The sequence below is a fragment of the Cutibacterium sp. LaCa_89 genome, assembly GCF_058177555.1.
In genome coordinates this window covers 1-24,793 of the sequence record NZ_CP190889.1, presented here as the reverse complement: position 1 = coordinate 24,793, position 24,793 = coordinate 1, and the positions used below count along the sequence as shown (strand labels likewise).

21 protein-coding genes, 1 tRNA gene and 1 riboswitch are annotated in these 24,793 nt (G+C 62.5%); of the genes, 5 read left to right on the top strand and 17 right to left on the bottom strand.

What is annotated here, in order from left to right:
- The 5 genes from ACP8LP_RS00110 to ACP8LP_RS00090 all read left to right on the top strand — a co-directional run bounded on the left by ACP8LP_RS00110 (window position 1) and on the right by ACP8LP_RS00090 (window position 5,000).
- On the top strand, window positions 1-303 hold the full coding sequence (locus ACP8LP_RS00110; protein ID WP_016666614.1) for a PTS sugar transporter subunit IIB: 303 nt from the start codon (window positions 1-3) through the stop codon (window positions 301-303).
- A 20-nt stretch (window positions 304-323) separates the two neighbouring features.
- Entirely contained in the window at window positions 324-1,580 is a 1,257-nt protein-coding gene (locus tag ACP8LP_RS00105; protein ID WP_016666613.1) for a PTS transporter subunit IIC, read from the top strand.
- A gap of 57 nt (window positions 1,581-1,637) precedes the next feature.
- Window positions 1,638-2,114 (top strand): PTS sugar transporter subunit IIA, encoded by a 477-nt coding sequence (locus ACP8LP_RS00100; protein WP_016666612.1) that lies wholly within the window; start codon window positions 1,638-1,640, stop codon window positions 2,112-2,114.
- A gap of 216 nt (window positions 2,115-2,330) precedes the next feature.
- Window positions 2,331-3,866, top strand: coding sequence for a xylulokinase (locus tag ACP8LP_RS00095; RefSeq protein ID WP_252908575.1), 1,536 nt, complete (start codon window positions 2,331-2,333; stop codon window positions 3,864-3,866).
- A gap of 99 nt (window positions 3,867-3,965) precedes the next feature.
- Window positions 3,966-5,000: an NAD(P)H-dependent glycerol-3-phosphate dehydrogenase gene (locus ACP8LP_RS00090; RefSeq protein WP_016666610.1), complete on the top strand. Its 1,035-nt coding sequence runs from the start codon at window positions 3,966-3,968 to the stop codon at window positions 4,998-5,000.
- A gap of 109 nt (window positions 5,001-5,109) precedes the next feature.
- Here ACP8LP_RS00090 and ACP8LP_RS00085 read toward each other — a convergent pair whose 3' ends face one another.
- The 17 genes from ACP8LP_RS00085 to dnaA form a co-directional block, all read right to left on the bottom strand.
- Window positions 5,110-5,424 carry a DMT family transporter gene (locus ACP8LP_RS00085; RefSeq protein WP_016666609.1) on the bottom strand — a complete coding sequence of 105 codons (315 nt, stop codon included), beginning with the start codon at window positions 5,422-5,424 and terminating at the stop codon, window positions 5,110-5,112.
- A gap of 15 nt (window positions 5,425-5,439) precedes the next feature.
- Window positions 5,440-5,505, bottom strand: a riboswitch (guanidine-III (ykkC-III) riboswitch).
- A gap of 140 nt (window positions 5,506-5,645) precedes the next feature.
- Window positions 5,646-5,719: transfer RNA gene (locus ACP8LP_RS00080), tRNA-Ile, on the bottom strand.
- 94 nt (window positions 5,720-5,813) lie between these two features.
- Complete coding sequence (rbsD, locus tag ACP8LP_RS00075) at window positions 5,814-6,197, bottom strand: D-ribose pyranase (RefSeq protein WP_016666608.1); 384 nt, start codon at window positions 6,195-6,197, stop codon at window positions 5,814-5,816.
- Window positions 6,194-7,135: a ribokinase gene (locus ACP8LP_RS00070; protein WP_016666607.1), complete on the bottom strand. Its 942-nt coding sequence runs from the start codon at window positions 7,133-7,135 to the stop codon at window positions 6,194-6,196. Before ACP8LP_RS00070 ends, rbsD begins: the two co-directional genes overlap by 4 nt.
- On the bottom strand, window positions 7,132-8,076 hold the full coding sequence (locus ACP8LP_RS00065) for a D-ribose ABC transporter substrate-binding protein (RefSeq protein ID WP_016666606.1): 945 nt from the start codon (window positions 8,074-8,076) through the stop codon (window positions 7,132-7,134). The genes ACP8LP_RS00070 and ACP8LP_RS00065 overlap by 4 nt, the downstream gene beginning before the upstream one ends.
- A 50-nt stretch (window positions 8,077-8,126) precedes the next feature.
- Window positions 8,127-9,128, bottom strand: coding sequence for an ABC transporter permease (locus ACP8LP_RS00060; protein WP_036975618.1), 1,002 nt, complete (start codon window positions 9,126-9,128; stop codon window positions 8,127-8,129).
- Between the two features lie 53 nt (window positions 9,129-9,181).
- Entirely contained in the window at window positions 9,182-10,693 is a 1,512-nt protein-coding gene (locus ACP8LP_RS00055) for a sugar ABC transporter ATP-binding protein (protein WP_016666604.1), read from the bottom strand.
- The gene (locus ACP8LP_RS00050; RefSeq protein WP_016666603.1) at window positions 10,690-11,697 is read right to left on the bottom strand and encodes a LacI family DNA-binding transcriptional regulator; all 1,008 of its coding nucleotides are present in this window, start codon (window positions 11,695-11,697) and stop codon (window positions 10,690-10,692) included. Before ACP8LP_RS00050 ends, ACP8LP_RS00055 begins: the two co-directional genes overlap by 4 nt.
- A 236-nt stretch (window positions 11,698-11,933) precedes the next feature.
- The gene (locus ACP8LP_RS00045) at window positions 11,934-12,566 is read right to left on the bottom strand and encodes a DUF3566 domain-containing protein (protein WP_016666602.1); all 633 of its coding nucleotides are present in this window, start codon (window positions 12,564-12,566) and stop codon (window positions 11,934-11,936) included.
- The gene (gyrA, locus tag ACP8LP_RS00040; RefSeq protein WP_016666601.1) at window positions 12,559-15,234 is read right to left on the bottom strand and encodes a DNA gyrase subunit A; all 2,676 of its coding nucleotides are present in this window, start codon (window positions 15,232-15,234) and stop codon (window positions 12,559-12,561) included. The genes ACP8LP_RS00045 and gyrA overlap by 8 nt, the downstream gene beginning before the upstream one ends.
- Before the next feature lie 50 nt (window positions 15,235-15,284).
- Window positions 15,285-17,354, bottom strand: coding sequence for a DNA topoisomerase (ATP-hydrolyzing) subunit B (gyrB, locus tag ACP8LP_RS00035; RefSeq protein WP_171023442.1), 2,070 nt, complete (start codon window positions 17,352-17,354; stop codon window positions 15,285-15,287).
- A 268-nt stretch (window positions 17,355-17,622) separates the two neighbouring features.
- Window positions 17,623-18,816 carry a mannose-6-phosphate isomerase, class I gene (gene manA / locus ACP8LP_RS00030; protein WP_016666599.1) on the bottom strand — a complete coding sequence of 398 codons (1,194 nt, stop codon included), beginning with the start codon at window positions 18,814-18,816 and terminating at the stop codon, window positions 17,623-17,625.
- A gap of 104 nt (window positions 18,817-18,920) precedes the next feature.
- Window positions 18,921-19,526, bottom strand: coding sequence for a DciA family protein (locus ACP8LP_RS00025; RefSeq protein WP_016666598.1), 606 nt, complete (start codon window positions 19,524-19,526; stop codon window positions 18,921-18,923).
- Window positions 19,519-20,703 carry a DNA replication/repair protein RecF gene (gene recF, locus ACP8LP_RS00020; protein ID WP_016666597.1) on the bottom strand — a complete coding sequence of 395 codons (1,185 nt, stop codon included), beginning with the start codon at window positions 20,701-20,703 and terminating at the stop codon, window positions 19,519-19,521. Before recF ends, ACP8LP_RS00025 begins: the two co-directional genes overlap by 8 nt.
- A gap of 58 nt (window positions 20,704-20,761) precedes the next feature.
- Window positions 20,762-21,415 (bottom strand): DUF6226 family protein, encoded by a 654-nt coding sequence (locus ACP8LP_RS00015; protein WP_016666596.1) that lies wholly within the window; start codon window positions 21,413-21,415, stop codon window positions 20,762-20,764.
- A 142-nt stretch (window positions 21,416-21,557) separates the two neighbouring features.
- Entirely contained in the window at window positions 21,558-22,718 is a 1,161-nt protein-coding gene (gene dnaN, locus ACP8LP_RS00010; RefSeq protein ID WP_021108128.1) for a DNA polymerase III subunit beta, read from the bottom strand.
- A gap of 566 nt (window positions 22,719-23,284) precedes the next feature.
- Window positions 23,285-24,793, bottom strand: coding sequence for a chromosomal replication initiator protein DnaA (gene dnaA, locus ACP8LP_RS00005; protein WP_016666594.1), 1,509 nt, complete (start codon window positions 24,791-24,793; stop codon window positions 23,285-23,287).

Genomic DNA, 24,793 nt, shown 5'->3' with positions numbered 1-24,793 from the left:
ATGGCAAGTGAAGTCAAGGTTCTCATCGCATGTGGCTCAGGAATTGCCACGTCAACCGTTGCCCAGGAAAAGGTCAAGGAGATCCTGCGGGACGCCAAAATTCCCGCGAAGATCACGAAAGGGACGGTGGGACAGCTACCAGTTCTCCAGGACGGTGTCGATGTCATCATGCTGACAACCCGTTACGGGAAACCGTTGAACAAGCCCGTAATTCAGGTTTTCGGACTCATCTCCGGCATCAACGAAGACGCGTTGGCAGAAGAGATCATCTCCACGTGTCGAGATGTCTTGAACCAGTCATGACCCCATAGGAGCACCCCATCATGTCAATCATCAAGGGCATTCTCGACATCGGCGCTGTGGTCATCCTGCCGATCGTGATGCTGATTCTCTGCCTGATCTTCAGGATGCCTTTCGGTAAATCCCTCAAGGCCGGTCTGATGATCGGTATCGGATTCTCCGGACTTTCCCTCGTCATCGGATTCCTCATGACGTCCGTGCAGCCGGCAGTGGATTACTACCGGCACATGGGTGGAGGATTCACGACCGTTGACGTCGGTTGGGCGGCTGTCGGTGCGGCCTCATTCGGAGCGCCGTTCGCTGCCCCTGCCATCCTTCTTGTCGTCCTGATAAACGTCGTCATGATTCTCGCGAAGATGACGAACGTACTCAACGTCGACATCTGGAACTTCATCCACTTCCTAGTGCCCGGAACTCTGGCCTACGCACTGACGAACAACGCCTGGATCGGCCTGGCTGTCGTCCTCGTCCTTTCGGTCATTGACCTCATCGTCGCCCAGCGTGTCGCGCCAAAGTGGCAGGAATACTACGGTCTCACAGGAACGACATGCTCGACCCTTTCCTACATCACGTCGGCATGGCCCATCGCGATCGCACTGAACTGGGTCATCGACAAGATCCCCGGAGTGCGCAAGATTGACATCTCCATGGAGAAGGTCGGGGACAAGCTCGGATTCTTCGGCGACACCGCCTTCATCGGCCTTATTGTCGGCATCTTCCTGGGGCTCATGACTCGTCAGCCTTGGCAGGGAGTCCTCGTCATGGGTATGGGAATCGCCACCGTTCTGGTGCTCCTACCTCGGATGGTCTCGGTCATGATGGAGGGCCTGTCAACGGTGGGTGAAGGTGCGAAGACCTTCATGAAGCGTCACCTCGGAAAGAACAAGGACGGCAGCGAGCGCGAGCTCAACATCGGCATGGACGTCGCTCTGGCGCTCGGTGACCCGGCGGCAATCACCATCACCGTTCTGATGATCCCGCTGTGTATTGCCTTCGCATTCATCATCCCGGGTATGAACTACTTCCCGGTCGGCATGCTCACCGTGATCGTCTACATGATGCCGATGATCTGTCTGGCCTGCAACGGAAACATGTTCCGTTCCCTCATCATCGGGGCGATCTACATGTTCTTCGTTGAGTGGGGCGCGAGCTTCTTCGCACCAGAGGCCACTGCGATGATGCATGCCACCGGCGTTCAGGTTTCCGGCTCTGTGACTGATGCATTCTTCGGTTACAACCTTCCCAACGTCATCATCTCGCTCATCCACCGGATGTTCTGATCTGACGGAGCACAGTATCCCCGCGGCTATTTCCGAGCCTGTGAAAGCAGTGACAATATGAGCGTACTTCTGAACACCGAGCTTACAAATGTGAATGCTGAGGCTGCTGACCGTGATCAGGTCCTGACAGCCATGGCTCACCAACTTGATGAGTCTGGGGTGACCAATGCGGGATTCCTAGAAGCTTTGTTGAAACGAGAGGAGAATTATCCGACAGGCCTTCCCATCAGTGGCGGCGTGGCCATCCCGCACACGGATCCTCAGTACGTGACGCGGGACGCCGTGGCAGTCACGACCTTGCGCACTCCGGTGCTCTTCGGTCAGATGGGTGGGTCAGAGGAGGATGAGGTTTCGGTTTCCGTCGTCATTCTCATGGCATTGTCGAATGCGGATGATCATCTGAGCATGCTCCAAAACATCGTGAAATCCATCCAGAATGGTGATCTCATGCAAAGGATCAGGAGCGCCACTAAACCGGAGGAGATCGTTTCCATCGTCAGGACAATGTTGCCAGATGATACCGAGGCCGCCTGATCACAACGGAGACTAAATCCAGTTCTGAATTATGCAGCGCGACGTCATGCCATGACAAGGGGTGAGCTTGTTGAGTCATGATGTCGCGCTGTATCACCATCACTTGATCTTGAGATTTGTGACATATAATGATCAATACAAAGACGACTTCGTCGAAGCAGTTGTTTTTGGAAAGGCTGAAGAATGAACAACAAGAGCACTGACGGACCCCTCGTCATCGCCATCGATTCATCAACGACCTCCACGAAGGCCATCGTCGTCGATGTCGACGGAAACGTACTGGGCACCGCCAAGCGTCCCATCCAGTTGCACACCCCGGCGATGGATCAGTACGAGCACAATCCCATCCGCTGGTGGGAGACCTCGCGGGACACAATCGGCGAAGTCATCTCCGGCCTCAGCCCCGCAGACCGATCCCGCGTCAGCGCCATTGGTGTGACGCAGCAGCGAGAGTCTTTCGCGCCGTTCAAGGCCGACGGCACGCCGTTGCGCAACGGCATCTTGTGGCTGGACGGCCGGGCCACCGAGCAGATCCGCGCCTATGGCACGGATCGCGTCCACCAACTGTCCGGAAAGCCGGCAGGCGTCACGCCCGCCATCTACAAGATGGCATGGCTCAAGCAGTATGAGCCGGACGCCTTCGCCCAGGCCGACAAGGTCATCGACGTCGGTGGCTACATCTGCTTCAACCTCACCGGCAGGTGGGCGACATCCGAGGCATCCGCCGATTCCCTCGGCCTCTTCGACATCGAATCACGCACCTGGGCGGACGAACTCCTCGAGATCGCTGGCGTCCGTCGCGATCAGATGGCTGATTTGGTTCCTCCTGCCGACGTCATCGGGGATCTGCGTCCAGAACTCGTCGCAGACTGGGGTCTGGACGGTCCGATTCCCGTCATTGCGGGCCTTGGCGACGGTCAGGCAGCCGGTATCGGCGCTGCCGCAATCACCCCGGACATTGCCTACCTCAATCTTGGCACCGCTGTGAACGCTGGCGTCGAGTCACCCACCTACAAGTACGACTCAGCGGTACGGACCCTGGTGTCCGGAATTCCCGGTGAGTACGTCTTCGAGGTGCTGCAGTCGTCCGGGTCCTATCTGGCCGGATGGTTCCGCGAGGCCCTCGGTGATCCGCGTCTCCTCGGTGAGCCCGACCCTGAGCTCGACGCCGCCGCCAGCACCATCCCGCCCGGCTGTGAGGGCCTCATCACCCTCCCGTACTGGAACGCTGTGCAGTCGCCGTACTGGGATCCGGTCGCCCGCGGAGCCGTGGTCGGTTGGCGCGGAACTCATTCCCGAGCGCACATGTACCGCTCCATCCTCGAGTCGATCGGCTTCGAGATGCGCTTCAACCTGGACTGCATCGAGAAACAGACCGGCGTCCGCATCACGACCTTGCGTGCCATGGGAGGCGGAACTCGATCCAAGCTGTGGCGTCAGATCATGGCTGACACCGCAGGTGTCCCCATCACAACATGCGTCGAGGACGAGATCTCAGCCCTTGGTGCCGCTGTCCTTGCCATGGCCGGAATCGAGGCCCACGGCAGCCACGACGTCGCCGCATCGGCGAAGGCGATGGCCCACTTCGGCGACACCACGGAGCCCGACATGTCCCTGCACGAGCAGTACAAGGACATCGCCGAGGTCCAGCATCGCCTCTACCCGCAGCTCCAGGAAGTCTTCGAAGACCTGCACACCTTGGCCAACAGATACCCCAGTACCAAGCCCGAGTCCCCCAAGGTCTCGTCCTGAGCCATGACCAACCTACGGTGGAGTGGAAGGTGCCAGTCGCGACATCTTCCACAACGCCGTCCGCCTCGCGATCGACAGCGAATACAGGAAGGACACGACATGCCAGTTTTCACCGTTCTGGGCGCAGGAGCCATGGGCACCGCGCTGTGCAAGCCCCTCGTCGAATCCGGATGGGAGGTGCACCTGTGGGGAACGTGGCTGGACGACCACCTCCTTGACTGCATCGAGAAGGGTGAGCCCCATCCCCGCATCAAGGTTGAGGCAGCTCCCGGAATCAAGACGTATCGCTCCGACGAGCTTGCGGCGGCCCTTGAGGGCTCTGACGTCGTTGACATCGCCGTCACCTCTGACGGCCTGCCGCGCGTCACCGAGATGCTGCTGGAACACCTCGGAGATCTGCGGGCTCTGTGCCTGACGGCCAAGGGCTTCTGGACCAATCCCGAAGGACGCATCACACTGCTGCCCGACGCCATTCGTACCATCGCAGCTGACAAGGGGGTCTCCCTTCCCCCGATCGTCGCCATCGGTGGACCTGTCAAGGCCAATGAGTGCGCTGCCGGAGAGGTGACGGCGACGACCTTCGCCTGCACCGACTTCGACATCGCCAAGGGACTGGCAGCTGATGCGTCCACCGCCACCTACGGCATTCGTCCCAGTGACGACGAGGTCGGCGTCGAGCTGTGTGCTGCCCTCAAGAACGTCTATGCCATTGCCCTGGGCATCGCTGACGGTCTGGGAGAGGCGAGCGGCATCCCGCGTCACAACCTCAAGGCAGCGACCTTTGCCCAGGCCGTCCGGGAGATGTCCATCCTCGTCGACCATGCCGGTGGTCATGCTGAGACTCCCTACGGCCTCGCCGGGGTGGGAGACCTCGAGGTCACCGGTCTGTCCGGCCGAAACAAGCTGTACGGCGTTCGCCTCGGCAAGGGGGAACACCCCGATGACGCCCTGAAGACCATGAATGAACTCGAGCAGACGGTCGAGGGGTACCCGGCAGCTCCGCTGGCCGTTCGATTCGCCGGTCAGCTCGGTGTCGACGAGGAGACCGTCCCGCTGCTGCACACGGTGGCCCGCATCCTTCGCGGGGAGGCAGGCGACGTCTACAAGGCCGTCGCTGCTGCGGTCAAGCCCTGACAGGAGTCTGCGACCCCAACAATTCTCCAACTCCAGCGGTGCGGTGCGGATCCATCGATCCGCACCGCACTTGTTTGTCTTTCAAGCCTTGACGACGCAGGACGATCCGTCACTCCACGAGCTTGAGACCAATGACACAGCCGACGATCCCGCCCAGCAGCAGGATCTTGGCCACCGAAACCGGCTCGGCACCGGTGATCATCGCGTAGGCGACCGTGACGCCAGCCCCAATTCCGACCCACACCGCATAAGCCGTTCCGACGGGAAGGGACTTCATGGCCATCGCCAGGCCGAACATGCTCGCAGCACACCCGACAACGACGATGATGCTTGGGACGAGTTTGGTGAACCCCTCGGATCGACCCATCGCGGTGGCCCACACCGCCTCCAGGGAACCGGACAACACAAGAATCAGCCATGCCATGACAGCAACCACCTTTTCAGGCCGTCTTGTCGCTGTCCGGGTACGGCTCCCTCGTCCGGGTCCCGCTGATCGGGGGCAGGACCATCCTCTCAAATGGGGGGCGGCACCCTACCTGGCCCCCACCGGCCTCCTGCCAACATCAGCACGAACCGACGCACACAGCCCCTAAAACTTTCCTCTAAACGCAACAAAACCCCTTGTCACCAAGGGGTTTTGTTCGGTGGGCCTAACTGGACTTGAACCAGTGACCTCCGCCTTATCAGGGCGGCGCTCTAACCGACTGAGCTATAGGCCCGAACCTCGACCGGTTTCCCGACCGCGAGTTAAGACTCTAATGGATACTTAACGTTCGGAGCAAGTCGGGATCCAATCGAGGTGTCGTGCTCCACTTAGAACGCCACACCACAATGAACGATGACGTTGGAGTATGGCGTCGTCTCACCGGTTCGCACTACGAAGGAGACACTCGGAAGTGCCTTCTTCAGGTCTTCGTGACTGACGGCTTTGACCTCGTCGATCCGATTCCTCACCCACTCTTCCGGCTCGTGGCCGACAGCCTCGGTGGCGATCGTAGCCCCCTCGACGGCGACCTCATCCAGGATGGCGTCGAAAACCTCCTGGAACCTCGGAGTTCCCAGCACCAGCGCGAGATCAACCACCGGGACGTCCGCGGGAATCGGCAACCCGGCGTCTGCCACGACGAAGGTCTGGGTGTGCCCCAACCTGGCTACCGCCGCACACAACTGGGGGTTGAGCAGTCCGCTCTTCTTCATGCTTGATCTCCTTGGCGAATGTTCTCGATCTCCCCAATGCTCGGGTAGGAGGCCTGTGCTCCTGGTTTGGTCACCGTCAGAGTCGCCACCGCAGTGGCGAAACGGCAGCCCTCGACAAGGCCGCATCCGCGAGCCAGCTCAGCAGCCAAGGCACCGACGAAGGCGTCACCCGCACCGACCGTGTCGACAGCCACCGTTTTCGTTGCCGGCACCGAATCGAACCCTTCCGGTCCGCCGACGATGCAGCCGGCCGATCCCAGGGTGATGACGACACTGCGACATCCCAGATCCAACAACTCGCGCAGGGCGGCGTCAGGATCGTCTTCGAGGCGAGGTGTCGTCGACCCCAGCGCGGCAGCGACGAGGGCCGCTTCGTGCTCGTTGACCACCAGTGGATCGGCCATCCGAATGACCTCCGGGTCAACGTTGATGACCGGAGCCAGATTGAACACGAACCGCTCGGCGCATCGAGCTGCCTCGGCTATCCCGTCCCGCGGGATCTCCCCTTGGCAGACCACGACGTCAGCGCCCTCAACCCTCTCGGCCTGCGCATGCACGCTCGCAGCGTCGACCGACCCGTTGGCGGCCGCGATGACGATGATCGAGTTCTCCCCGGAATCGGCCACCATGACGACGGCAGTCCCCGTCAGGATGTCTCGACGCACCACACCGTCGAGGCCGACGCACTCCGAGAGCAGGGAGAGGGCTGTCTCAGCCGTCGGGTCGTTCCCGACAGCACCAACCATCTCCACCTGGGCTCCGCAACGTGCCGCCGCGAGGGCCTGGTTGGCTCCCTTACCGCCGGGGGTCAGGGTGGCCTCTCCCCCGGCCAGGGTCTCCCCCGGCCCGGGGAACCTCTCCACACCGACTCTCATGTCGGCATTGATCGACCCGACGACGGCGACCTTTCCGGATGCGGTCACGCATCGATCACTCATTCGTAGTCCTTCGCGTTGTCCTTCGTCACCAGCACCACCTTGATCGGGGTGGTCTTGGAAACCGTCTTGCCGGCCAAAATGTCGGCGGCCTGGTCCACCGCGGCCTTGCCGAGCAGAGCGGGCTGCTGGGCGATCGTCGCTCCCAGGGTTCCAGTCTTGACGGCCTTGATGCCGTCAGCAGTGCCGTCGAAGCCGACGATCTTGACGCCCTTGCCAGCCTTCGATCCCAGAGCGGAGATGGCGCCGATGGCCATCTCGTCATTCTCGGCGAAGATGCCAGCCGCCTTCGGGTGTGCCTGCATGAGGTTGGTCGTCACGTCAAGGGCCTTGGAGCGATCGAAATTGGCGGTCTGCTTGGCGACCACCCTGATGCCCGGGTGCTTGGCGATCTCCCCGGTGAATCCCTTGCCACGGTCGCGGGATGCCGAGGCTCCTGGGGTTCCCTGCAGGTGGATGATCTCGCCCTTGTCGCCCATGATCTTGGCGAGCTCCTTGGCAGCCTCGACGCCACCGGCGACGTTGTCAGAGGCGATAAAGGAGGCGACGTCACCGCTGGAGGAGCTGCGGTCGACGGTGATGACCGGAATCTTGGCCTTGTTGAGGGCCTTGACCGAGGGGGCGACGGCGTCGGAGTCGGTCGGGTTGACGATGACGACCTTGGCTGCGGTGGACACCGCGTTGGCGAGCTGGTTGGCCTGAGTGGCGGCATCGTCAGAGGCATCCTGGACCTGGAGGTTGACCCCCTTGGCCTTGGCCTCCTTCTTGGCGCCGTCAACCAGCTGGACGAAGAAGGGGTTGGTCTGGGTGGAGACGGCCAGCACGACCGTCCCGGAGGCGGCCGATCCGGATCCGCCGTCGCGGTTGCAGCCCGCCAAACCGGTGGCGGCCATCGTCGCGACGACCGCCGTCGCGAGCACCTTATGAGCAGTTTTGAACTTCATCGTTCTACCTTTCGTTTTTCAACAGTATTTTTCAGTTGCCAATGTTGTGCTCAGGATTCTTTCTTGGACCTGAAGACATCGAATCCGACAGCCAGGGCAATGACGCAGCCAATGACGACCTGCTGCCAGAAGGAGGACACGTTGAGAATGTTGAGACCATTACGAATGACGGCCAGAAGAACAGCGCCAATGAACGTACCGCTCGCCTTTCCAGAACCTCCCGACAGGGAGGCGCCACCAATGACGACGGCGGCGATGGCATCCAACTCATATCCCAGACCCGCCTGCGGCTGAGCCGAGGACAGTCGACCAGCCAGAACCAGGCCAGCCAGACCAGCGAACAGACCGGCGAGAGCGTAGACGGCGACGAGGATGCGACGCACCGGGATACCGGAGAGTCGGGCAGCCTCCTCGTTGCCACCGATGGCGTAAAGGGACCGGCCGAGCACCGTGCGCGACAGGATGAACCAGCACACCACGCCAGCCAGGGCCAACATGATGACGGGAACGGGGATCGGCCCCAGGTCAGCGCCCAGGTGGTTCACTGCACCTGAGGTGGCAACCGGTGTTCCACCGGATATGACGAGAGTCAGGCCACGAGCGACGCTCATCATGGCCAGTGTCGCGATGAAGGCCGGCAGCTTTCCGTAGGCGATGGCCAGACCGGAGGCGGCCCCGGCGAGGAGACCGATGAGCAGGCCGATGATGAGGGTGAGCCATCCCGGCAGACCGACGTTGGAGAACATCCACGCCGAGACCATGGCCGACAGCGCGGCGACGGAACCGACCGACAGGTCGATGCCGGAGGTGACGATGACGAAGGTCATGCCGAAGGCCATGATGGCCACCACGGCTGCCTGAATGCCGATATTGATGATGTTCGGCACGGTGAGGAACACCGGGGTGGCAATGAACAGGGCAATACACAGAATGATGAGACCGACAAGGGCACCATGATTGAGGGCCCAGGAACCAATTCTCCTACCGACTGACGGTTTTTGAGTGGTGGTTGTTGTTGCGGTGGTCACGATGATATTTCCTTTCCCGATCATCACCGATCGAGACAAGACGACATTGCTTCAATACTTTTCGGATTCAGAAATGGTCATTCTGGTTTTTCATCGACGGGATCGACGGAGGCCACTGCCAACTCCATGACGGCATCCTCGGTGGCCGTCATGGCGTCCAGGGTCCCCATCGCCCGTCCGTGGGCCATCACGAGGATTCGATCGCTCATCCCGATCACCTCGGGCAATTCACTGGACACCATGAGGACGGCTCCCCCGGCTTCGGTGACGGAGTTGATGAGCTGGTAGATCTCGACCTTCGCACCGACGTCGACCCCTCGGGTCGGTTCGTCGAGCAGCAGGATTGACGAGTCCGCGAGGATCCAACGACCGATGACGACCTTCTGCTGGTTGCCACCGGACAGGTTGCGCACCGGCTGATCCAGACCGGCCATCCGCACCCGCAGTTTCTCGGCGACGTCCTGGGCTCGTCGTCGCTGGCCAGATCGATCAACCAGACCGGCGTGGGAGGTCGACTTCATGGTCGCGTAACCGAGATTCTCGTTGACCGAGGCGTCCAGGACCAGTCCCTGGGACTTGCGCTCCTCAGGCACGTGGCCGATGCCATGGGCAATCGCGCGGGATACCTTTCCGCCCGGAAGCTCCTTGCCATGAACGCGGACGGTTCCGGAGTCGTACTTGTCAGCCCCGGCAACGGCTCGCAGGACTTCGGTACGTCCGGCTCCCACCAGGCCGGCCAGGCCCAACACCTCGCCGGCATGCAGCTCGAATTCGACGTCCTGGAATGCCCCTTCACGACTGAGTCCCTTGACCGACAGCAGCACCTCTCCGACCTCACCGCGGTGGCGCGGGAACTGGTCGTCAATGTCACGGCCGACCATCATCTTGACCAGCTCGCGCTCGGTGGTGGAGGCGGGAATCTCACCGACGAGGATGCCGTCGCGCAGCACGGACACATCGTCACCAACGCGCGGAATCTCGTCGAGGTGGTGGGAGATGAACACCATCGCCACGCCCTTGGCCTTGAGGTCGTCCATCACCTCGAAGAGCTGACCGGACTCCTTGCGAGTCAGGGCAGCGGTGGGCTCGTCGAGGATGAGCACTCTGGCATCCATCGAGAGAGCTCTCGCGATCTCCACAAGCTGCTGGTGCGCAGTACTCAGCGACCCGACGAGCCGATCCGGGGAGACGTCGAGGCCAATCCGTTCCAGAGCGGCACGGGCCTGGGCTCGCATCGGACCCCAACTGACGAGTCCACCACGGCTGGGAGTACGTCCCAGCATGATGTTCTCTGCCACCGACATCTGTGGAACGAGGTTGAGCTCCTGGTGGATCGTCGCGATGCCCTCAGCCTCAGCAGCCTTGACGGTGGGAAGGTCAACAGGGTTGCCATCGATGACGATGAATCCCGAGTCTGGGTGGTAGATACCGCTCATCATCTTGATGAGAGTGGACTTTCCGGCTCCGTTCTCGCCGAGGAGGACGCGCACCCTGCCCGGGATGACGTCCACGGAAACGTCCTCAATGACCTTGACGGGCCCAAAAGCCTTACTGACGTGGTCCAGTCGAAGTACTGGCGATGTTGTCACTGGTCCTCCTTGACCATTCGGGTTGATGCCCTGACGATGAGATGGGTGTCCAGTCGAGCGGAGCTGGTCGGTTCACCAGCCATGGCATGGTCCAGCAGATCAACGGCCACCTTTCCCATGGCGTCGATGTCCTGGGCAACGACGGTGAGGGCCGGATTGGTGAGACTGAACACCGGAAGGTCGTCGAAACCGACCAGGTCGATGTCTTCACCGATGCGAACTCCCCTGTCGAGGCAGGTTCGCAGGGCTCCCATCGACATCAGCGAGTCGGAGGCGAAGACGGCGGTGGCACCGCGATCGAGTAGTTGTCCGGCACCGACGCGTCCCGATTCCTCCTGGTAGTCACCTTCCACCACGAGGTCATCGACGACGTCGACATCATGCTCGGCCAACAGCTGGCAGTAGGCCTGGTAACGCTCCAAACCAGTCGACGTCTGTTGGGGGCCGGTGATGAAACCGATCCTGCGGTGCCCACGTTCCAACAGGTGATCGACGGCCTCCCCCATTCCGTTCCACGGATCAGAGGTGACGGAGGGCAGTGACGACCCCGCGACCTCACGGTCCACGCAGACCACCTGGACCCCGTCGTCGACCAGGTCCTTGACGGCATGCTCTCCCAAGCCGGTCGGGGTGACGATCGCACCGTCGACTCGCTGACGACGAAGAGTGTCGACGTATCGGTTGAACTGGTCAGGGGACTCGTCGGCGTTGCACAGCAAGGTGGCCCAGCCATGGGCCAGGCAGGCGTTCTCCACAACTGATGCCAGCTCGGCAAAGTACGGGTTTCGAATGTCCGGGACGACCAGACCAATGACGCCGGTGTGGGCCGAACGCAGCGACCTGGCATGAGCGTTCGACAGATAGCCGAGCTCCTTGGCCGCCTTGCGCACTGCAGTACGCGACGCTTCCGAGGTCGCGGAACTGCCATTGAGAACGCGAGATGCTGTCCCGAGGGACACACCGGCCAGCTTGGCGACGTCCTTGATCGTCGATTTGCGATCCACCTTGCCCTCCTCTCATCGTCGAGTCCGAGGTCGCCGGGGCCTGTCCCCGACCTCACTCGTGGAAACGTTTCCACAGATGTATGGCATAAATGAAAGCAAACGAGGAACCCGGTGTCAAGGGAATTGGCAGCGGTCCTCGTCAAACCCGTGTGGTTGGCATGTGACGACTCGGTTGACAACGCAAAACGTCCCCGGATGCGCACCATCCGGGGACGTTCTCCACGCTTTCAGGGCCCTCAGTCCTCCGCGAGAGTCACCTCCAGACCACCCATGATCTCCGCAGCCAAGTTGTACAGGAAGCTGAACAGAGTCGAGATGGCTGTGAACAGCACCGCGTTGATGGCACCGATGAGGGCCGTCAGACCCAACACTCGGCCAGTGTTGACGTAATCGGACAACTGGAACTTCGAGTTCGAGCTCGGGGAGCTAATGAGGTCGTTGACCACCTTGTTCATCGAGTCGAAGGCACCCGAAGCACCGATGATGCCCCAGATGATCCACGTTGCGATGAAGAAGATGATGGCACCGGCGACACCGAAGAGCAGGGAGGTCTTCATGACCGACCACGGGTCAACACGCGTCAGACGCAACCGGGCTTTACGAGTACGCCTGGCAGCGCGGGCGGGCTGATGCGCCTGGGCGGGACGGGAATCCGGCTGATTGGGCGCCTTCTCCCACTTCGTCGCTCTCGCGTCGGCGCGCTTCACCGCAGGGGTCGACGCCGTCGTCCGCTTGCGATCAGACTCTTGACGCGGATCGGGGCGCTGCCGGCCCGTCTCCTGGAAGGTACGACGAGCGTCACCGGCAGTCCAGTGCGTCGCCTCTGGATCATCGGGACCCGGATGCGTCACCTTCTTCTCGTCACTCACCGTTGTCCTCCGGCTTCATGTCGCTTTCCGCCGTATCGACGGTACGGTCGTCGTCCACAGTATCGCCTTGCGGAAGCACATCCCCGGATTCGGTCTGCGTGGCACCACCTTCGGCGGTTTCCACAGCCTTTTCCTCGACGTCGTCCTCGACCTGGTGCTCAGGATTCACCGCGATGATCGAGACGGCGTCGTCACCGTGCACGGAGACGAACTTCACCCCCATCGTCGAGCGTCCCTTGGCAGGAACCTCAGAGACGGCCGACCGTGTGATCTGACCCGAGGTCTTGATGGCGATAATCTCGTCAGCCTCGCTGACCACCAGGCCACCGACGAGGGAACCACGCTCCTCGTTCAGGGCCATGGCCTTGATGCCAAGGCCACCACGTCCCTGCTGACGGTACTGCGAGACGGCGGTGCGCTTGGCGTAGCCACCGTCGGTCGCAGTGAAGATGAAGCGGTCGTCCTCAGGCATGTCGGAGTGAATGATCGACATCGACAGCAGCTCGTCGTCACCACGGAACTTCATGCCGGTCACGCCGGAGGTGGCACGACCCATCGGCCGCAACTGGTCATCACCGGCGGAGAACCGGATCGCCTGACCTTTGCGGCTGATGAGCAGGACGTCGTCCTCGGCCGAGCACTGCTCGGCACCGATGAGTTCGTCGTCCTCGGTACGGAAGTTGATGGCGATGACGCCGGCCTGACGGGAGGAGTCGTAGGCCTTGAGGGCAGTCTTCTTGACCAGGCCCCTACGGGTTGCCAGCAGCAGGTACTCGGCGTCCTCGTAGGAGCGCAGGGTCATGACCTGGGCGATCTTCTCATCGGGCAGGAAGCTCAGCAGTCCGGCGACGTGACCACCCTTGGCGTCACGGCCGGCCTCCGGCAGCTGCCACACCTTGGTGCGATAGACACGGCCCATGTTCGTGAAGAAGAGGATCCACTGGTGGTTGGTGGTCGTGAACAGCTGGGCCACCTCGTCGTCAGCACGCAGGCTGGCACCGCGAACACCCTTGCCACCGCGCTTCTGCACGCGGTAGAGGTCAGTGCGAGTGCGCTTAGCGTAACCACCACGGGTGATGGTGACGACGACATCGTCGTCGGGGATGAAGTCCTCCTCGGAGAAGTCCCCGTCAGCCGCGATGATGCGGGTGCGACGCTCGTCACCGTACTTCTCGACGATCTCGGCGAGCTCGGTCGAGATGATCTCGCGCTGACGATCCTCGCTGGCCAGGATAGCCTTGTAACCGGCGATGAGACGCTCGAGTTCCTCGAGACGGTCGATGATCTTCTGACGCTCCAAGGCGGCCAGACGACGCAGCTGCATGTCGAGGATGGCGCGAGCCTGGATCTCGTCGATGTCGAGCAGCTCCTGCAGGCCGGTGCTGGCGGCCTCGGTGTTCGGGGAGCGACGGATGAGGGCGATGACCTCGTCGAGCATGTCGAGGGCCTTGACGAGGGCCCGCTGGATGTGGGCGTCCTTCTCGGCCTGGGCCAGACGGTACTCGGTACGCCTGCGGATGACCTCCATCTGATGATCGATCCAGTAACTGATGAACTGATCCAGACGCAGGGTGCGCGGCACGTTGTCCACCAGGGCCAGCATGTTGCAGCCGAAGGTGTCCTGCAGAGCGGTGTGCTTGTACAGGTTGTTCATGACGACGCGCGGCTGGGCATCCCTCTTGAGGACGATGACCAGACGCTGACCGGTACGGGCCGAGGAGTCGTCACGAATGTCGGCGATGCCGTTGATGCGACCGGAGTTCACCAGGTCGGCGATCTTGGTGGCGAGGTTGTCGGGGTTGCACATGTAGGGCAACTCGGTGACGACCAGGCACTGGCGTCCCTTCTTGTCCTCCTCCATGTCGATGACGGCACGCATCGTCACCGAACCACGGCCGGTCCGATAGGCGTCCTCGATTCCCTGACGGCCCACGATGAGCGCGCCACCGGGGAAGTCAGGACCCTTGATCCGCTCCATGCACGCCTCGAGCAGCTCCTCCTGGGAGGCCTCGGGGTGGGTCAGGGACCACTGCACGGCCTCGTTGATCTCACACAGGTTGTGGGTCGGGATGTTGGTCGCCATACCGACCGCGATGCCCGAGGAACCGTTGACGAGCAGGTTGGGGAACCGGGCGGGCAGGACGACCGGCTCGGTCTCCTTGTTGTCGTAGTTCGGCTGGAAGTCGACGGTGTCCTGGTCGATGTCGCGGACCATCTCCATGGCCAGCGGAGCCATCTTGCACTCGGTGTATCGCATGGCGGCCGCGCCGTCATTGCCCTGGGAACCGAAGTTGCCCTGACCCTGGACCAGCTTGTGGCGCATGGCCCACGGCTGGGCCAGACGCACCAAGGTGTCGTAGATGGCCGAGTCGCCGTGCGGATGGTACTTACCCATGACGTCGCCGACGACACGGGAACACTTGTTCCAGCCGCGGTCGGGACGGTAGCCGCCGTCGTACATCGCGTAGATGACGCGACGGTGCACTGGCTTGAGGCCATCGCGCACGTCGGGCAGTGCTCGCCCGACGATGACGCTCATCGCGTAGTCGAGGTAGGCATTCTGGATCTCGTCGCGAATCTCTACCGGCTGGATCCCGACGTGGCGGCCGGTCACCAGTCCTTGACGGTCGGCCTGGTTCTGCTCGTCGGGCTTCTCATCGTCAGCCATGGAGTGTCCTTTGAATGATCAGTGGATGAGGGAAGGGTTCGAGGGAGTGCTCAGATGTCGAGGAAGCGGACGTCCTTGGCATTGCGCTGGATGAAGGACCGGCGCTGCTCGACGTCTTCACCCATGAGGATGGAGAACATCTGGTCGGCCAGGGCGGCGTCCTCGAGGGTCACCTGGAGCAGCAAACGCTTGTCGGGGTCCATGGTGGTGTCCCACAGATCCTCGGCGTCCATCTCGCCCAGACCCTTGTAGCGCTGGATCGGGTTGACCTGAGGCAGCTTCTTGCCATGGGCCAGACCGTCGGTGCGCAGCAGGTCACGCTCCTCGTCGGAGTAGGCCAACTCGTGGGGAGAGTTCGTCCACCGCAGCCGGAACAGCGGCGGCTGGGCCAGGTAGACGTGACCGGCGTCGATGACTGGGCGCATAAACCGGAACAGCAGGGTCAGCAGCAGGGTGCGGATGTGCGCGCCGTCGACGTCAGCGTCAGCCATGAGGATGATCTTGTGGTAGCGCAACTTATCCAGATCGAAGTCCTCGTGGACGCCGGTTCCCAGCGCATTAATGATCGACTCGATGGTCTCCGAGCTCAGCGCGCGGTCGAGACGGGCCTTCTCGACGTTGAGGATCTTGCCTCGCATCGGCAGGATCGCCTGGATCCGCGGGTCGCGACCCTGGGAGGCCGATCCACCGGCGGAGTCACCCTCCACGATGAAGATCTCGCACTCCTCCGGGTTGGTCGAGGAGCAGTCCTTGAGCTTGCCCGGCAGGGAGGTCGAGCCCAGCAAACCCTTGCGGTTACGGGCCAGGTCGCGGGCCTTGCGAGCCGCGACACGCGCCTGGGCGGCCGCCTGGGACTTGCGGACGATGTTCTTGCCCTCGTTGGGGTTCTCCTCGAACCAGTCGGAGAGCTTCTCGTTGAGAGCCTTCTGGACGAAGGACTTGGCCTCGGCGTTACCGAGCTTGGTCTTCGTCTGGCCCTCGAACTGCGGTTCGGTGAGCTTGATGGAGACGACGGCGGTCAGTCCCTCGCGGATGTCGTCACCGGAGACGCGGTCCTCACGCTTCTTGATGAGTCCCCAGGTCTCGCCCCACCGGTTGACGGTGTTGGTGAGAGCGGCACGGAAGCCCTCCTCGTGGGCGCCACCCTCGATGGTGTTGATGGCGTTGGCGAAGGTGTGGACGCTGGTGGTGTACGAGGTGTTCCACTGCATCGCGATCTCCAGACCCATGCCCTCTTCGGGACGATGAGACTCCAGGGAGATGATGGTGGGGTTGATGACGTCGCGGGTACCCGTGAGGAAGCGGACGTAGTCCTTGAGGCCCTCGTTGTAGAGGAAGTCCTCGTGGATGGGATTGCCGTCCTCGTCGACATGACCTTCACGGCGGTCAGTCAGCATGATCCGCAGCCCCTTGTTGAGGAAGGCCATCTCGCGGAAGCGGTTCGACAGGGTCTCGTATTCGAAGATGATGGAGTCGAAGATCTCGTCGGAGGGCTGGAAGCGCACCGTGGTGCCCTCGTGTTCGTCAGGGCCAAGGGCCTCGAGCTGCTCCAACGGGCCGTCCGGCTCGCCCAGGCTGAAGGACTGACGCCAATGGTAGCCGTCCCGCCGCACCTCGACGATGAAGTGGGAGGCCAGGGCGTTGACGACCGAGGAACCGACGCCGTGCAGACCGCCGGAGACCTTGTAGCCGCCGTTGCCGAACTTGCCGCCGGCGTGCAGCTTGGTCAGCACCAGGGTGACGGTGGGGATGTGCTCGACGGGGTGCTCCTTGACCGGGATACCACGTCCGTTGTCGGTGACCTGGCACCAGTTGTCGTCGAGCAGCTCGACCTGAATGGTGTCGCAGTAACCGGCCATCGCCTCGTCGACCGAGTTGTCGACGATCTCGTAGACGCAGTGGTGCAGACCGCGCTCACCGGTGGAACCGATGTACATACCGGGACGCTTCCGGACGGCTTCCAGACCTTCCAGGACGGTGATCTGACCGGCGTCATAGGATCCGTCGACGGTCGTCGGGGAAAGATCCGAGTCGAGGACGTCAGGATGATCGGTGGCGTCGATGAGAAGGTCCTCGGGGGTGTCCCCGTCGGTCACGGTCACGGTCACGGACTCGGGCATCTCGGGCTGGCTCACGGGCAATGCGCTCCTGTGTCTCTGCAGAGGTCACGGTGACCTCCGGGGTTGGCGTCACCGTCGGATGTCATGCGCCGACGGAGAGCCCAACGCTCCGATGTTACCGCAATCCTGCGCGGTACCGGACACCGGAACCCGCGAGACGGACGTTGAGAGGGTCTGTGAGCGATTCGACCCCCATCCCCGACCACGGGGTCCGGGATGGGGGTCACGGCGTCAGCAGCGGTACACCGCCTCTCACACCTCGGTCAGCTCAGGAGCGATCAGCGTCAACCCCGGCGCCCGCCAGGAATCCACGCCCCTGGCCAGTCACCGTCACCTCCTCGCCCGCCGGCAGCCATGCCGACTGACCACGATTCAGTTCACAGTCCTCATCGCCGCAGTGAGCAACCAGCTGTCCCTCCGTGACGAGGAGAATCCGACCCAGGTCGGTAGCCGGAAGCGAGAGAGTGTCATCGTGTCCCTGCAGGGCCCACAACCGGAATTCCGGGAACTCGGCGCGGTAGAGACCCACTCCTGGGGACACCTGAACCGCGTACTCACCGACGCACGGCTCGGGAGTCATGATGGCATGGTCGAGCAGGGCATCGACGTCGACGTACTTGCTCGTCAGGCCACCACGCAGGACGTTGTCGGAGTTGGCCATGATCTCAACACCGGTGCCACCGAGGTAGGCATGCATGGTGCCGGCTCCTAGGTGAATCTGCTGACCAGGTGCCAGTCGCACCCGGTTCATGAGCAGGGCGACGAGGATGGACGGGTCACCGGGATGGTCCTCGGACAGCTCGACGGCGGTGCGCGCCAGGCCCCGAACAGCCTCGTCAGTGCCCTCCTCAAGATACGTGCGAGAGGCTGCCACGACTCCTTCCACGACGGTCACGACCTTCTCGTCACCCGAGAGCACTGTCGCGACGACCTTGGCCAGTCCGTCGTCCTGGCCCAGTGGCGCGAGCACCTCATCCAGTCCGTCGAGCTTCCCCAGTCCCGATAGCAGAACCAGGGAAGAGGACGGGTCACGGAAACCACACAGAGCGTCGAAATCCGTGAGAGCGACGATCATCTCGGGCTTCGGCCAGTCGTCACGGAAGATGCGAGTGGGATCACCCAGGCCCACTCCCGCCTCGTTCTCAGCGGCGAATCCCCTCTCGGCCTGCTCACGCGACGGGTGGGCCTGGATACTCAGGGCATGGGAGGCCGACAGGATCTTGAGTAGGAAGGGCAAGCGATCACCAAAGGCGTCACGGCTGGCCCGCCCGAGTTCCTCGGGGTGGTCAGCCAGCCACTGATCCAAGGTGACGCCGCCGGCCAGAACTGACGGAGCCTTGGGGTGAGCCCCCAGCCAGTACTCAGCCCACGGCTGTCCATTCGGCTGCTCGCCGAGAATCTCGGGGATTGCCTGATCCGATCCCCAGTCGTAGTGCTGAACCTCACCGACCAAACGCTGCATCTGACCTCCTCATGGTCGAGTACAACGTTACGGGTATCACCCCATGTGAGCCATATTCTCGCGGGTTCTTCGCTCAGTGCCGACACCCTCAAGGGTCAGTGATCTCAGCCATAGGTGTCGCGCGGTCCACGACCCGGCACTGACCTGGAACCGTGTTTCCAACTGGGAGCAGTGGGGCCCTCGATGATGACCCTGGTGACGGTCCCCTCGCCCAGCCGACGATTGAGTTCGGCAACCAGCTGTGGCGCGATGGTGCGCAAGGAGGTCGCCCACACCGTCGCCTCGGTACGGACGGTCAGGACCGTGCCCTGATACTTGACCGGACGGGAGTGCTCAGCATTGGTCGGACCGACGAGTTCTGGCCAGCGTGAGAGGACCAGGTGCAGGTTGACCTGACGTCCCCATCCCTTGGACTTCACAAGGTTGGTGAAGGCATCCCCCAGGGCCATCGGGTCGCGGGCATCCTTTCCCGGGCCAGACCATGTCGGGGGATTGGGAGGACGACGACGTCTCCTCACCGTGGAGCGTCGAGGTGGTGGCAACAACACCTCACCGGCGTCGTCACGACGCGGGGTTCCCGCCGGTTCACCACGGGAAGCCCGAGCGATGGCCAGGGCGACGTCGACCCCCTCGTCGTCATGATCGGCTGCCAGGCGACGGTCCTCGTCGGAAGGGATGACCGGGTCGCGCGGATCAACTCCGTCAGTCATCGTCACTCCCCTCATGGGGCAGCACCTGGCCGCCACCGACGTCGAACCTCTCCCCGCGCAGGATCTCGGGAACGTCCGAGGCTACTGCGGCCGTCACCAGGACCTGATCAGCCTCGATGACTGAGGACGCCAGCCGTCCACGTCGAGTGGCGTCAAGTTCGGCGAAGACGTCGTCGAGGACGAGAACAGGCTCGATGCCGTCGTCCCGCAGCAACTGGAAGGACCCCAGCCGCAAGGCCAGCGCCAATGACCACGATTCACCATGGGAGGCATACCCCTTGGCCGGCATTTCCCCGATGTGCAGGACGATGTCGTCACGTTGTGGACCGACGAGGGTGACGCCACGGATGAGCTCGTCGGCTCGCCGTTTCGCCAGGGCGTCGAGGAATCGGTTCGCCAGCTCCTTGCGGTCGATGGGCTCGGGGATCTGGCCCTCCTGGGGAGGTGACCACAGTCCGTTGAGGTCGATGGTCGACTTGTACGAGGCGGTCACCAGGTCATTGACCGGGGCGATCTCACGGTAGGCGGCCGAGGTCAGTGGCATGACAGCCGACAAGGTGTCGAGGCGAGCTGACAGGAGCTCGGCACCGATGGTGGCCAACTCGTCGTCCCAGATCTCCATGGTCGCGCCGATCTCGGCTCCTGCCGACGGTCCCCTCCCAGCCAGGGACTTGAGCAGAGCATTGCGCTGTTTGAGGACGCGCTCATAGTCCGACTTCACCCCGGCCATCCGCGGCCATCGTGTCATCACCAGCCCGTCGAGGAAGGTGCGACGATCTGACGGATCACCACGGACGATGACAAGGTCATTGGGCGAGAACACCACGGTTCGCAACACCCCGAGGATCTCGCGAGGTCGAGTCAGTGGAGCGCGATTGATCCGTGCCCGATTGGCACGCCGCGGATTGATCTCGACCTCGAGGAGCAGACTGCGGGAATCCTCGGCCCCGGCACGGACTCGGCCGCGCACCACGGCCTGATGAGCTCCCAGCCTCACCAGCGGGGTGTCATTGTTGACGCGGTGTGACGACAGGGTGGACAGGTATTCCACGGCCTCGACGAGATTAGTCTTCCCCTGACCGTTGAAACCGATGAAGGTCGTCACCCCCGCTGTCATGGGGACGTCGGCGCGGACGTAGGAGCGGAAATCGACCAGTTCGAGACGCTCGACGAACATCCGGACCTCCCTCCGACCGCTGTCAGGCCGTCCGAATCAGGCTACCGGAGCGCGTTGTTCACAGCCATGGCCTGCCGTGCAGGACGACGCAGCCCTCGGGCAGGAGTGGATCATCACCGCTGCGAATGGCATCGACGACGGCTTCCGGCTCAGACAACGGCGCAGGACCGTCTCCTCCCCACTCCAACGCACAGCGTCGGCTGGTGGCCACCAGCCGGAAGGCCGATCGATCCGCCTCCGAGGGAGCGACGATGAAGACGAGACTGCCATCGACGAGGGCCGTCATGTCGTCGTCGAGAACGGCCAACAGGTCTTGCGACCCGGAGTCACAGGCATCACAGGCACAGTCGGGGACGATGTCGAAAGGGTCGGCGTCGGAGGTGACGGATAGCCCGACGAGGGGAACCTGGTCGAAGGTGACGACGGAGACATACAGCGGCAGGGTGTTTCCGTGCGGGCTTGACCAACGCTGCTGCAACCGGTCCTCACCCTTGGCCATGGTGTCGACGTCGACGTCGCACAGGGTGGAAAGGGCCTGCTGCCAGGCTTGCAGACGCAGCACGAGAGCTCGATACCGCTGTGGATCGGTAACCCTGCTGTACTCCTCCTCGGCCGCTATCTGGTTGTCAGCGTGGGGATCGGGCCAGGAAGGCGCGTTGAGGGCATCGAAGACGCGGTCGACCTCGGTCTGGACGTCAGCGATGGTTGTCATGCCAACAGTGTGGCAATCCCACTGACTGGACGATCCAGCACCCCATGCCCCTGGTCCACAAGTCAGAGTGCTATGGAACCTCCACGAGTCAGCCTTGTCGGACCATGCCCGTCGACAAGGCCCATTAGTGTCGTGGGATCGGTCAGGAGGGAAGCCTCATGAGCATGATGACGTGGCGGTAATCCGTCTCCGGCTTGCCGTCGAGATCATTAAGTCCGGTCACCAGGCAGGGCTTGCCGGGAGCGGTGAAGGAGAAGTGGACGTAAGGGGTGTCCAAGGCACCGAGGGCGTCGGACAGGTAATGCGGGTTGAATCCAGCCGCCGTGATGGAGGGCTCTCCGTCAACGTGATTGGTAACGATGGCCTCGATGGCCTCGGAGGCCTGGGCCTGGTCACCGGTGGCGGCCGACAGGGCGACCGAATCGTCATTGATGACCATGCGCAGCGGGGTGTTGCGCTCGGCCACCAGAGAGACACGACGCACCGAGTTGATGAGCTCGTCGGTACGAGCGCGCACCGATCGGGTGGCCTTGATGTCCATGAGGTGACGAACCTTGGGGAATTCTCCACTCAGCAGACGGGTGGTCATCCGGCGCACACCGTTGGCACCATCACCCTCGAAACCAACCAGGCCCTCGCCGCTCTCGCCCGAGGAGAGGTTCACGGTGACGTGCTCACCGGAGGTCATAGAGCGGGCGGTCTCGTTCATAACCTTGGCTGGCACCAGGGCGGTGGCCTCGGCGTCGGTGGCGGCCGGATTCCAGGTGATCTCCTTGAGGGCCATGCGGTAACGGTCGGTGGCCAGCAGGGAGAGGACCTCGCCGTTGATCTCGACGCGCACGCCGGTGAAGACCGGCAGCAACTCGTCACGTCCAGCGGCCACGACGACCTGGGCGACAGCCCGGGAGAAGACATCGGCCTCAACGGTTCCGGTGGCAGCCGGCATCTGCGGCAGATCGGGGTACTCGTCGACCGGCAGGGCCTGCAGGGTGAAGCGGGCAGATCCACAGACCAGATCCATCTTGGCGGGATCCGTGGTGATCTGGACCGGCTTGTTGGGCAGGCTGCGCGCAATGTCGGCCAGCAGCTTGCCGGAAACCAGGGATTCGCCGGGCTCGTTAACCTGGGCGGGAAGGGTGATCTGGGCGCTGGTCTCGTTGTCGGAGGCAGACATCACGACGGAGTCACCCTCGGCGCGTACGAACAGTCCAGCCAGGATCGGCACTGTCGGCCGGTTCGGCAGGCTGCGGGCAGCCCAGGCGACAGCTTCGGCCATGACATCGCGTTCCAGACGGATTTTCACTGCGTCCCCTTGACTTGGCGTCTTGCACCCCATGGTGCTTGCAGGTCGATCATATCCATGCCACAGGACGAATCGCACCCACGGGACGCCAACGTTGAGGGTGTGGTCGGTGATGTCGGGGAAAATTCCGTCAGTAGATCTCGTCGGGTGAGCAACGGTGAAGGAGGCCTTGTCCCCAAATCCACACCCACAGATTTTTAAGAGGTGGAAATGTATGTCTTTTCTTCATCGTCATAACCGCTGTGGATCTTGTGGATAATGCCTGAAACCCGTAGTCACAGAGTTTTTGGTGATGTGGATGAGGACGTGGACCGGATGTGTGTGTCGAAGGGGTTCCTGTGGACGGCCGACGTTGTCCCATGGTTGTCCCCCGACTATCCACTGGTTTTCCACACCTGAGTGTGGGGATGGGGATGAACGCGTCCGCGCGTGGGTCAACGACGGTGCCTGGGGTGGGAATGGGTTCTGCGCTGATGGTTGCGGGCCGGGAATGGGCAGACAGCAGCATGACCGGAGGGACGGCTGATGGGGTTGTCCTGAAGGCGCCCAGAATTGTGGAGAGCCGCTCAGTACTGCTTGATGCGGTTGGTGATCTCGGAGACCTGGTTGAAGATCTGACGCTGCTCCCCCATGAGAGCGCGGATCTTGCGGTCGGCGTGCATCACCGTGGTGTGGTCCTTGCCACCGAACTCAGCCCCGATTTTGGGCAGCGAGAGATCAGTCAGTTCACGACACAGATACATGGCGATCTGGCGAGCAGTGACGAGAGTCTGGGCGCGCGAGGTGCCCAGCAGGTCGTCAGTGGAAATGTCGAAGTAGCTGGCCGTCTCGGCGATGATTCGCTCGGGAGTCACCGGGGTCTCTCGTCCCTCCGGAATGAGGTCCTTGAGGACGACCTCGGCCAGCGAGGTGTCCACCGGCTGTTGGTTGAGGCTGGCGAAGGCCGTCACCCGGATGAGGGCGCCTTCGAGCTCACGAATGTTGGTCTGGATGCGGCTGGCGATGAACTCCAGCACATCCGGCTCGACCTCGATCTTCTCGGCCGCAACCTTGCGTCGCAGGATGGCGATTCGGGTCTCCAGGTCCGGAGGCTGAATGTCAGTCAACAAACCCCACTCGAACCGGCTGCGCAGGCGGGGCTCGAGGGCCTCCAACAGTTTCGGCGGCCGATCGGAGGTCATGACGATCTGCTTCTGGGCGTTGTGGAGGGTGTTGAAGGTGTGGAAGAACTCCTCCTGGGTCTGGATCTTCGACTCCAGGAACTGGATGTCGTCGACCAGCAGGACGTCAACGTCGCGGTAGGAGCGACGGAATTCCCTGGTGCGGTTGGTGCCGATGGCGTTGATGAAGTCGTTGGTGAGTTCCTCGGTGGAGACATACTTCACCTTGACGTTGTCGTAGTACGACATCACGTAGCGACCGATGGCGTGCAGCAGGTGGGTCTTGCCCAGTCCGGAGCCGCCATAGACGAGCAGCGGGTTGTACGACTTGCCGGGAGCCTCGGCGACGGCGACGGCAGCCGCGTGGGCGAACCGGTTGGAAGCGCCGATGACGAAGGAGTCGAAGGTGTACTTGGGGTTGAGTCGGGTGCCCTCGTCATCATCGACACTGGGGGTCGGCTGGGTGGAGGGTTCAGTCGCTCCGACGGTGACCTTGGGAACGAATTGGGCCGGTGGGACGGGAGCCTCTTCCTCCTCGTCGTCATGTTCGGGGGCACCGAGGGCCAACTCCAGATCGGGGTCGATGGTGATGGCGAGATGGATGCCCTTGTGGAACTGGTCAGAGAGGAGTTCCTCGAGCTCATGCCGCATCTTGGACTCGACGCGTTCACGGGCGAACTCGTTGGGGACGGCGATCATGACGGTAGAGCCGTGCATCGTCACCGGTGTGGTGTTGGACAACCACGCCCGGTTGGGTTTGGAGACCTTCTTGAGGATTTCGTCCCAGGCCGCGTTGAGTGCTTCGGTGGGATCACTGTCAGCCGGCTGCGAACTCATCGGTGGGGGCAGCACGGCGTCCGGATGGATCGGCGCGGGACGGGGGTGGTCGGCGTCGCCGAACGGGGTGTCGGACAT

What these genes read in the sequence shown, in the direction of transcription:
- ACP8LP_RS00110 (WP_016666614.1), top strand. Translation starts at nt 1, where the DNA reads ATGGCAAGTGAAGTCAAGGTTCTCATCGCATGTGGCTCAGGAATTGCC.
- ACP8LP_RS00105 (WP_016666613.1), top strand. Translation starts at nt 324, where the DNA reads ATGTCAATCATCAAGGGCATTCTCGACATCGGCGCTGTGGTCATCCTG.
- ACP8LP_RS00100 (WP_016666612.1), top strand. Translation starts at nt 1,638, where the DNA reads ATGAGCGTACTTCTGAACACCGAGCTTACAAATGTGAATGCTGAGGCT.
- ACP8LP_RS00090 (WP_016666610.1), top strand. Translation starts at nt 3,966, where the DNA reads ATGCCAGTTTTCACCGTTCTGGGCGCAGGAGCCATGGGCACCGCGCTG.
- ACP8LP_RS00085 (WP_016666609.1), bottom strand. Translation starts at nt 5,424, where the DNA reads ATGGCATGGCTGATTCTTGTGTTGTCCGGTTCCCTGGAGGCGGTGTGG.
- rbsD (WP_016666608.1), bottom strand. Translation starts at nt 6,197, where the DNA reads ATGAAGAAGAGCGGACTGCTCAACCCCCAGTTGTGTGCGGCGGTAGCC.
- ACP8LP_RS00070 (WP_016666607.1), bottom strand. Translation starts at nt 7,135, where the DNA reads ATGAGTGATCGATGCGTGACCGCATCCGGAAAGGTCGCCGTCGTCGGG.
- ACP8LP_RS00065 (WP_016666606.1), bottom strand. Translation starts at nt 8,076, where the DNA reads ATGAAGTTCAAAACTGCTCATAAGGTGCTCGCGACGGCGGTCGTCGCG.
- ACP8LP_RS00060 (WP_036975618.1), bottom strand. Translation starts at nt 9,128, where the DNA reads ATGATCGGGAAAGGAAATATCATCGTGACCACCGCAACAACAACCACC.
- gyrA (WP_016666601.1), bottom strand. Translation starts at nt 15,234, where the DNA reads ATGGCTGACGATGAGAAGCCCGACGAGCAGAACCAGGCCGACCGTCAA.
- gyrB (WP_171023442.1), bottom strand. Translation starts at nt 17,354, where the DNA reads ATGCCCGAGTCCGTGACCGTGACCGTGACCGACGGGGACACCCCCGAG.
- manA (WP_016666599.1), bottom strand. Translation starts at nt 18,816, where the DNA reads ATGCAGCGTTTGGTCGGTGAGGTTCAGCACTACGACTGGGGATCGGAT.
- ACP8LP_RS00025 (WP_016666598.1), bottom strand. Translation starts at nt 19,526, where the DNA reads ATGACTGACGGAGTTGATCCGCGCGACCCGGTCATCCCTTCCGACGAG.
- recF (WP_016666597.1), bottom strand. Translation starts at nt 20,703, where the DNA reads ATGTTCGTCGAGCGTCTCGAACTGGTCGATTTCCGCTCCTACGTCCGC.
- ACP8LP_RS00015 (WP_016666596.1), bottom strand. Translation starts at nt 21,415, where the DNA reads ATGACAACCATCGCTGACGTCCAGACCGAGGTCGACCGCGTCTTCGAT.
- dnaA (WP_016666594.1), bottom strand. Translation starts at nt 24,793, where the DNA reads ATGTCCGACACCCCGTTCGGCGACGCCGACCACCCCCGTCCCGCGCCG.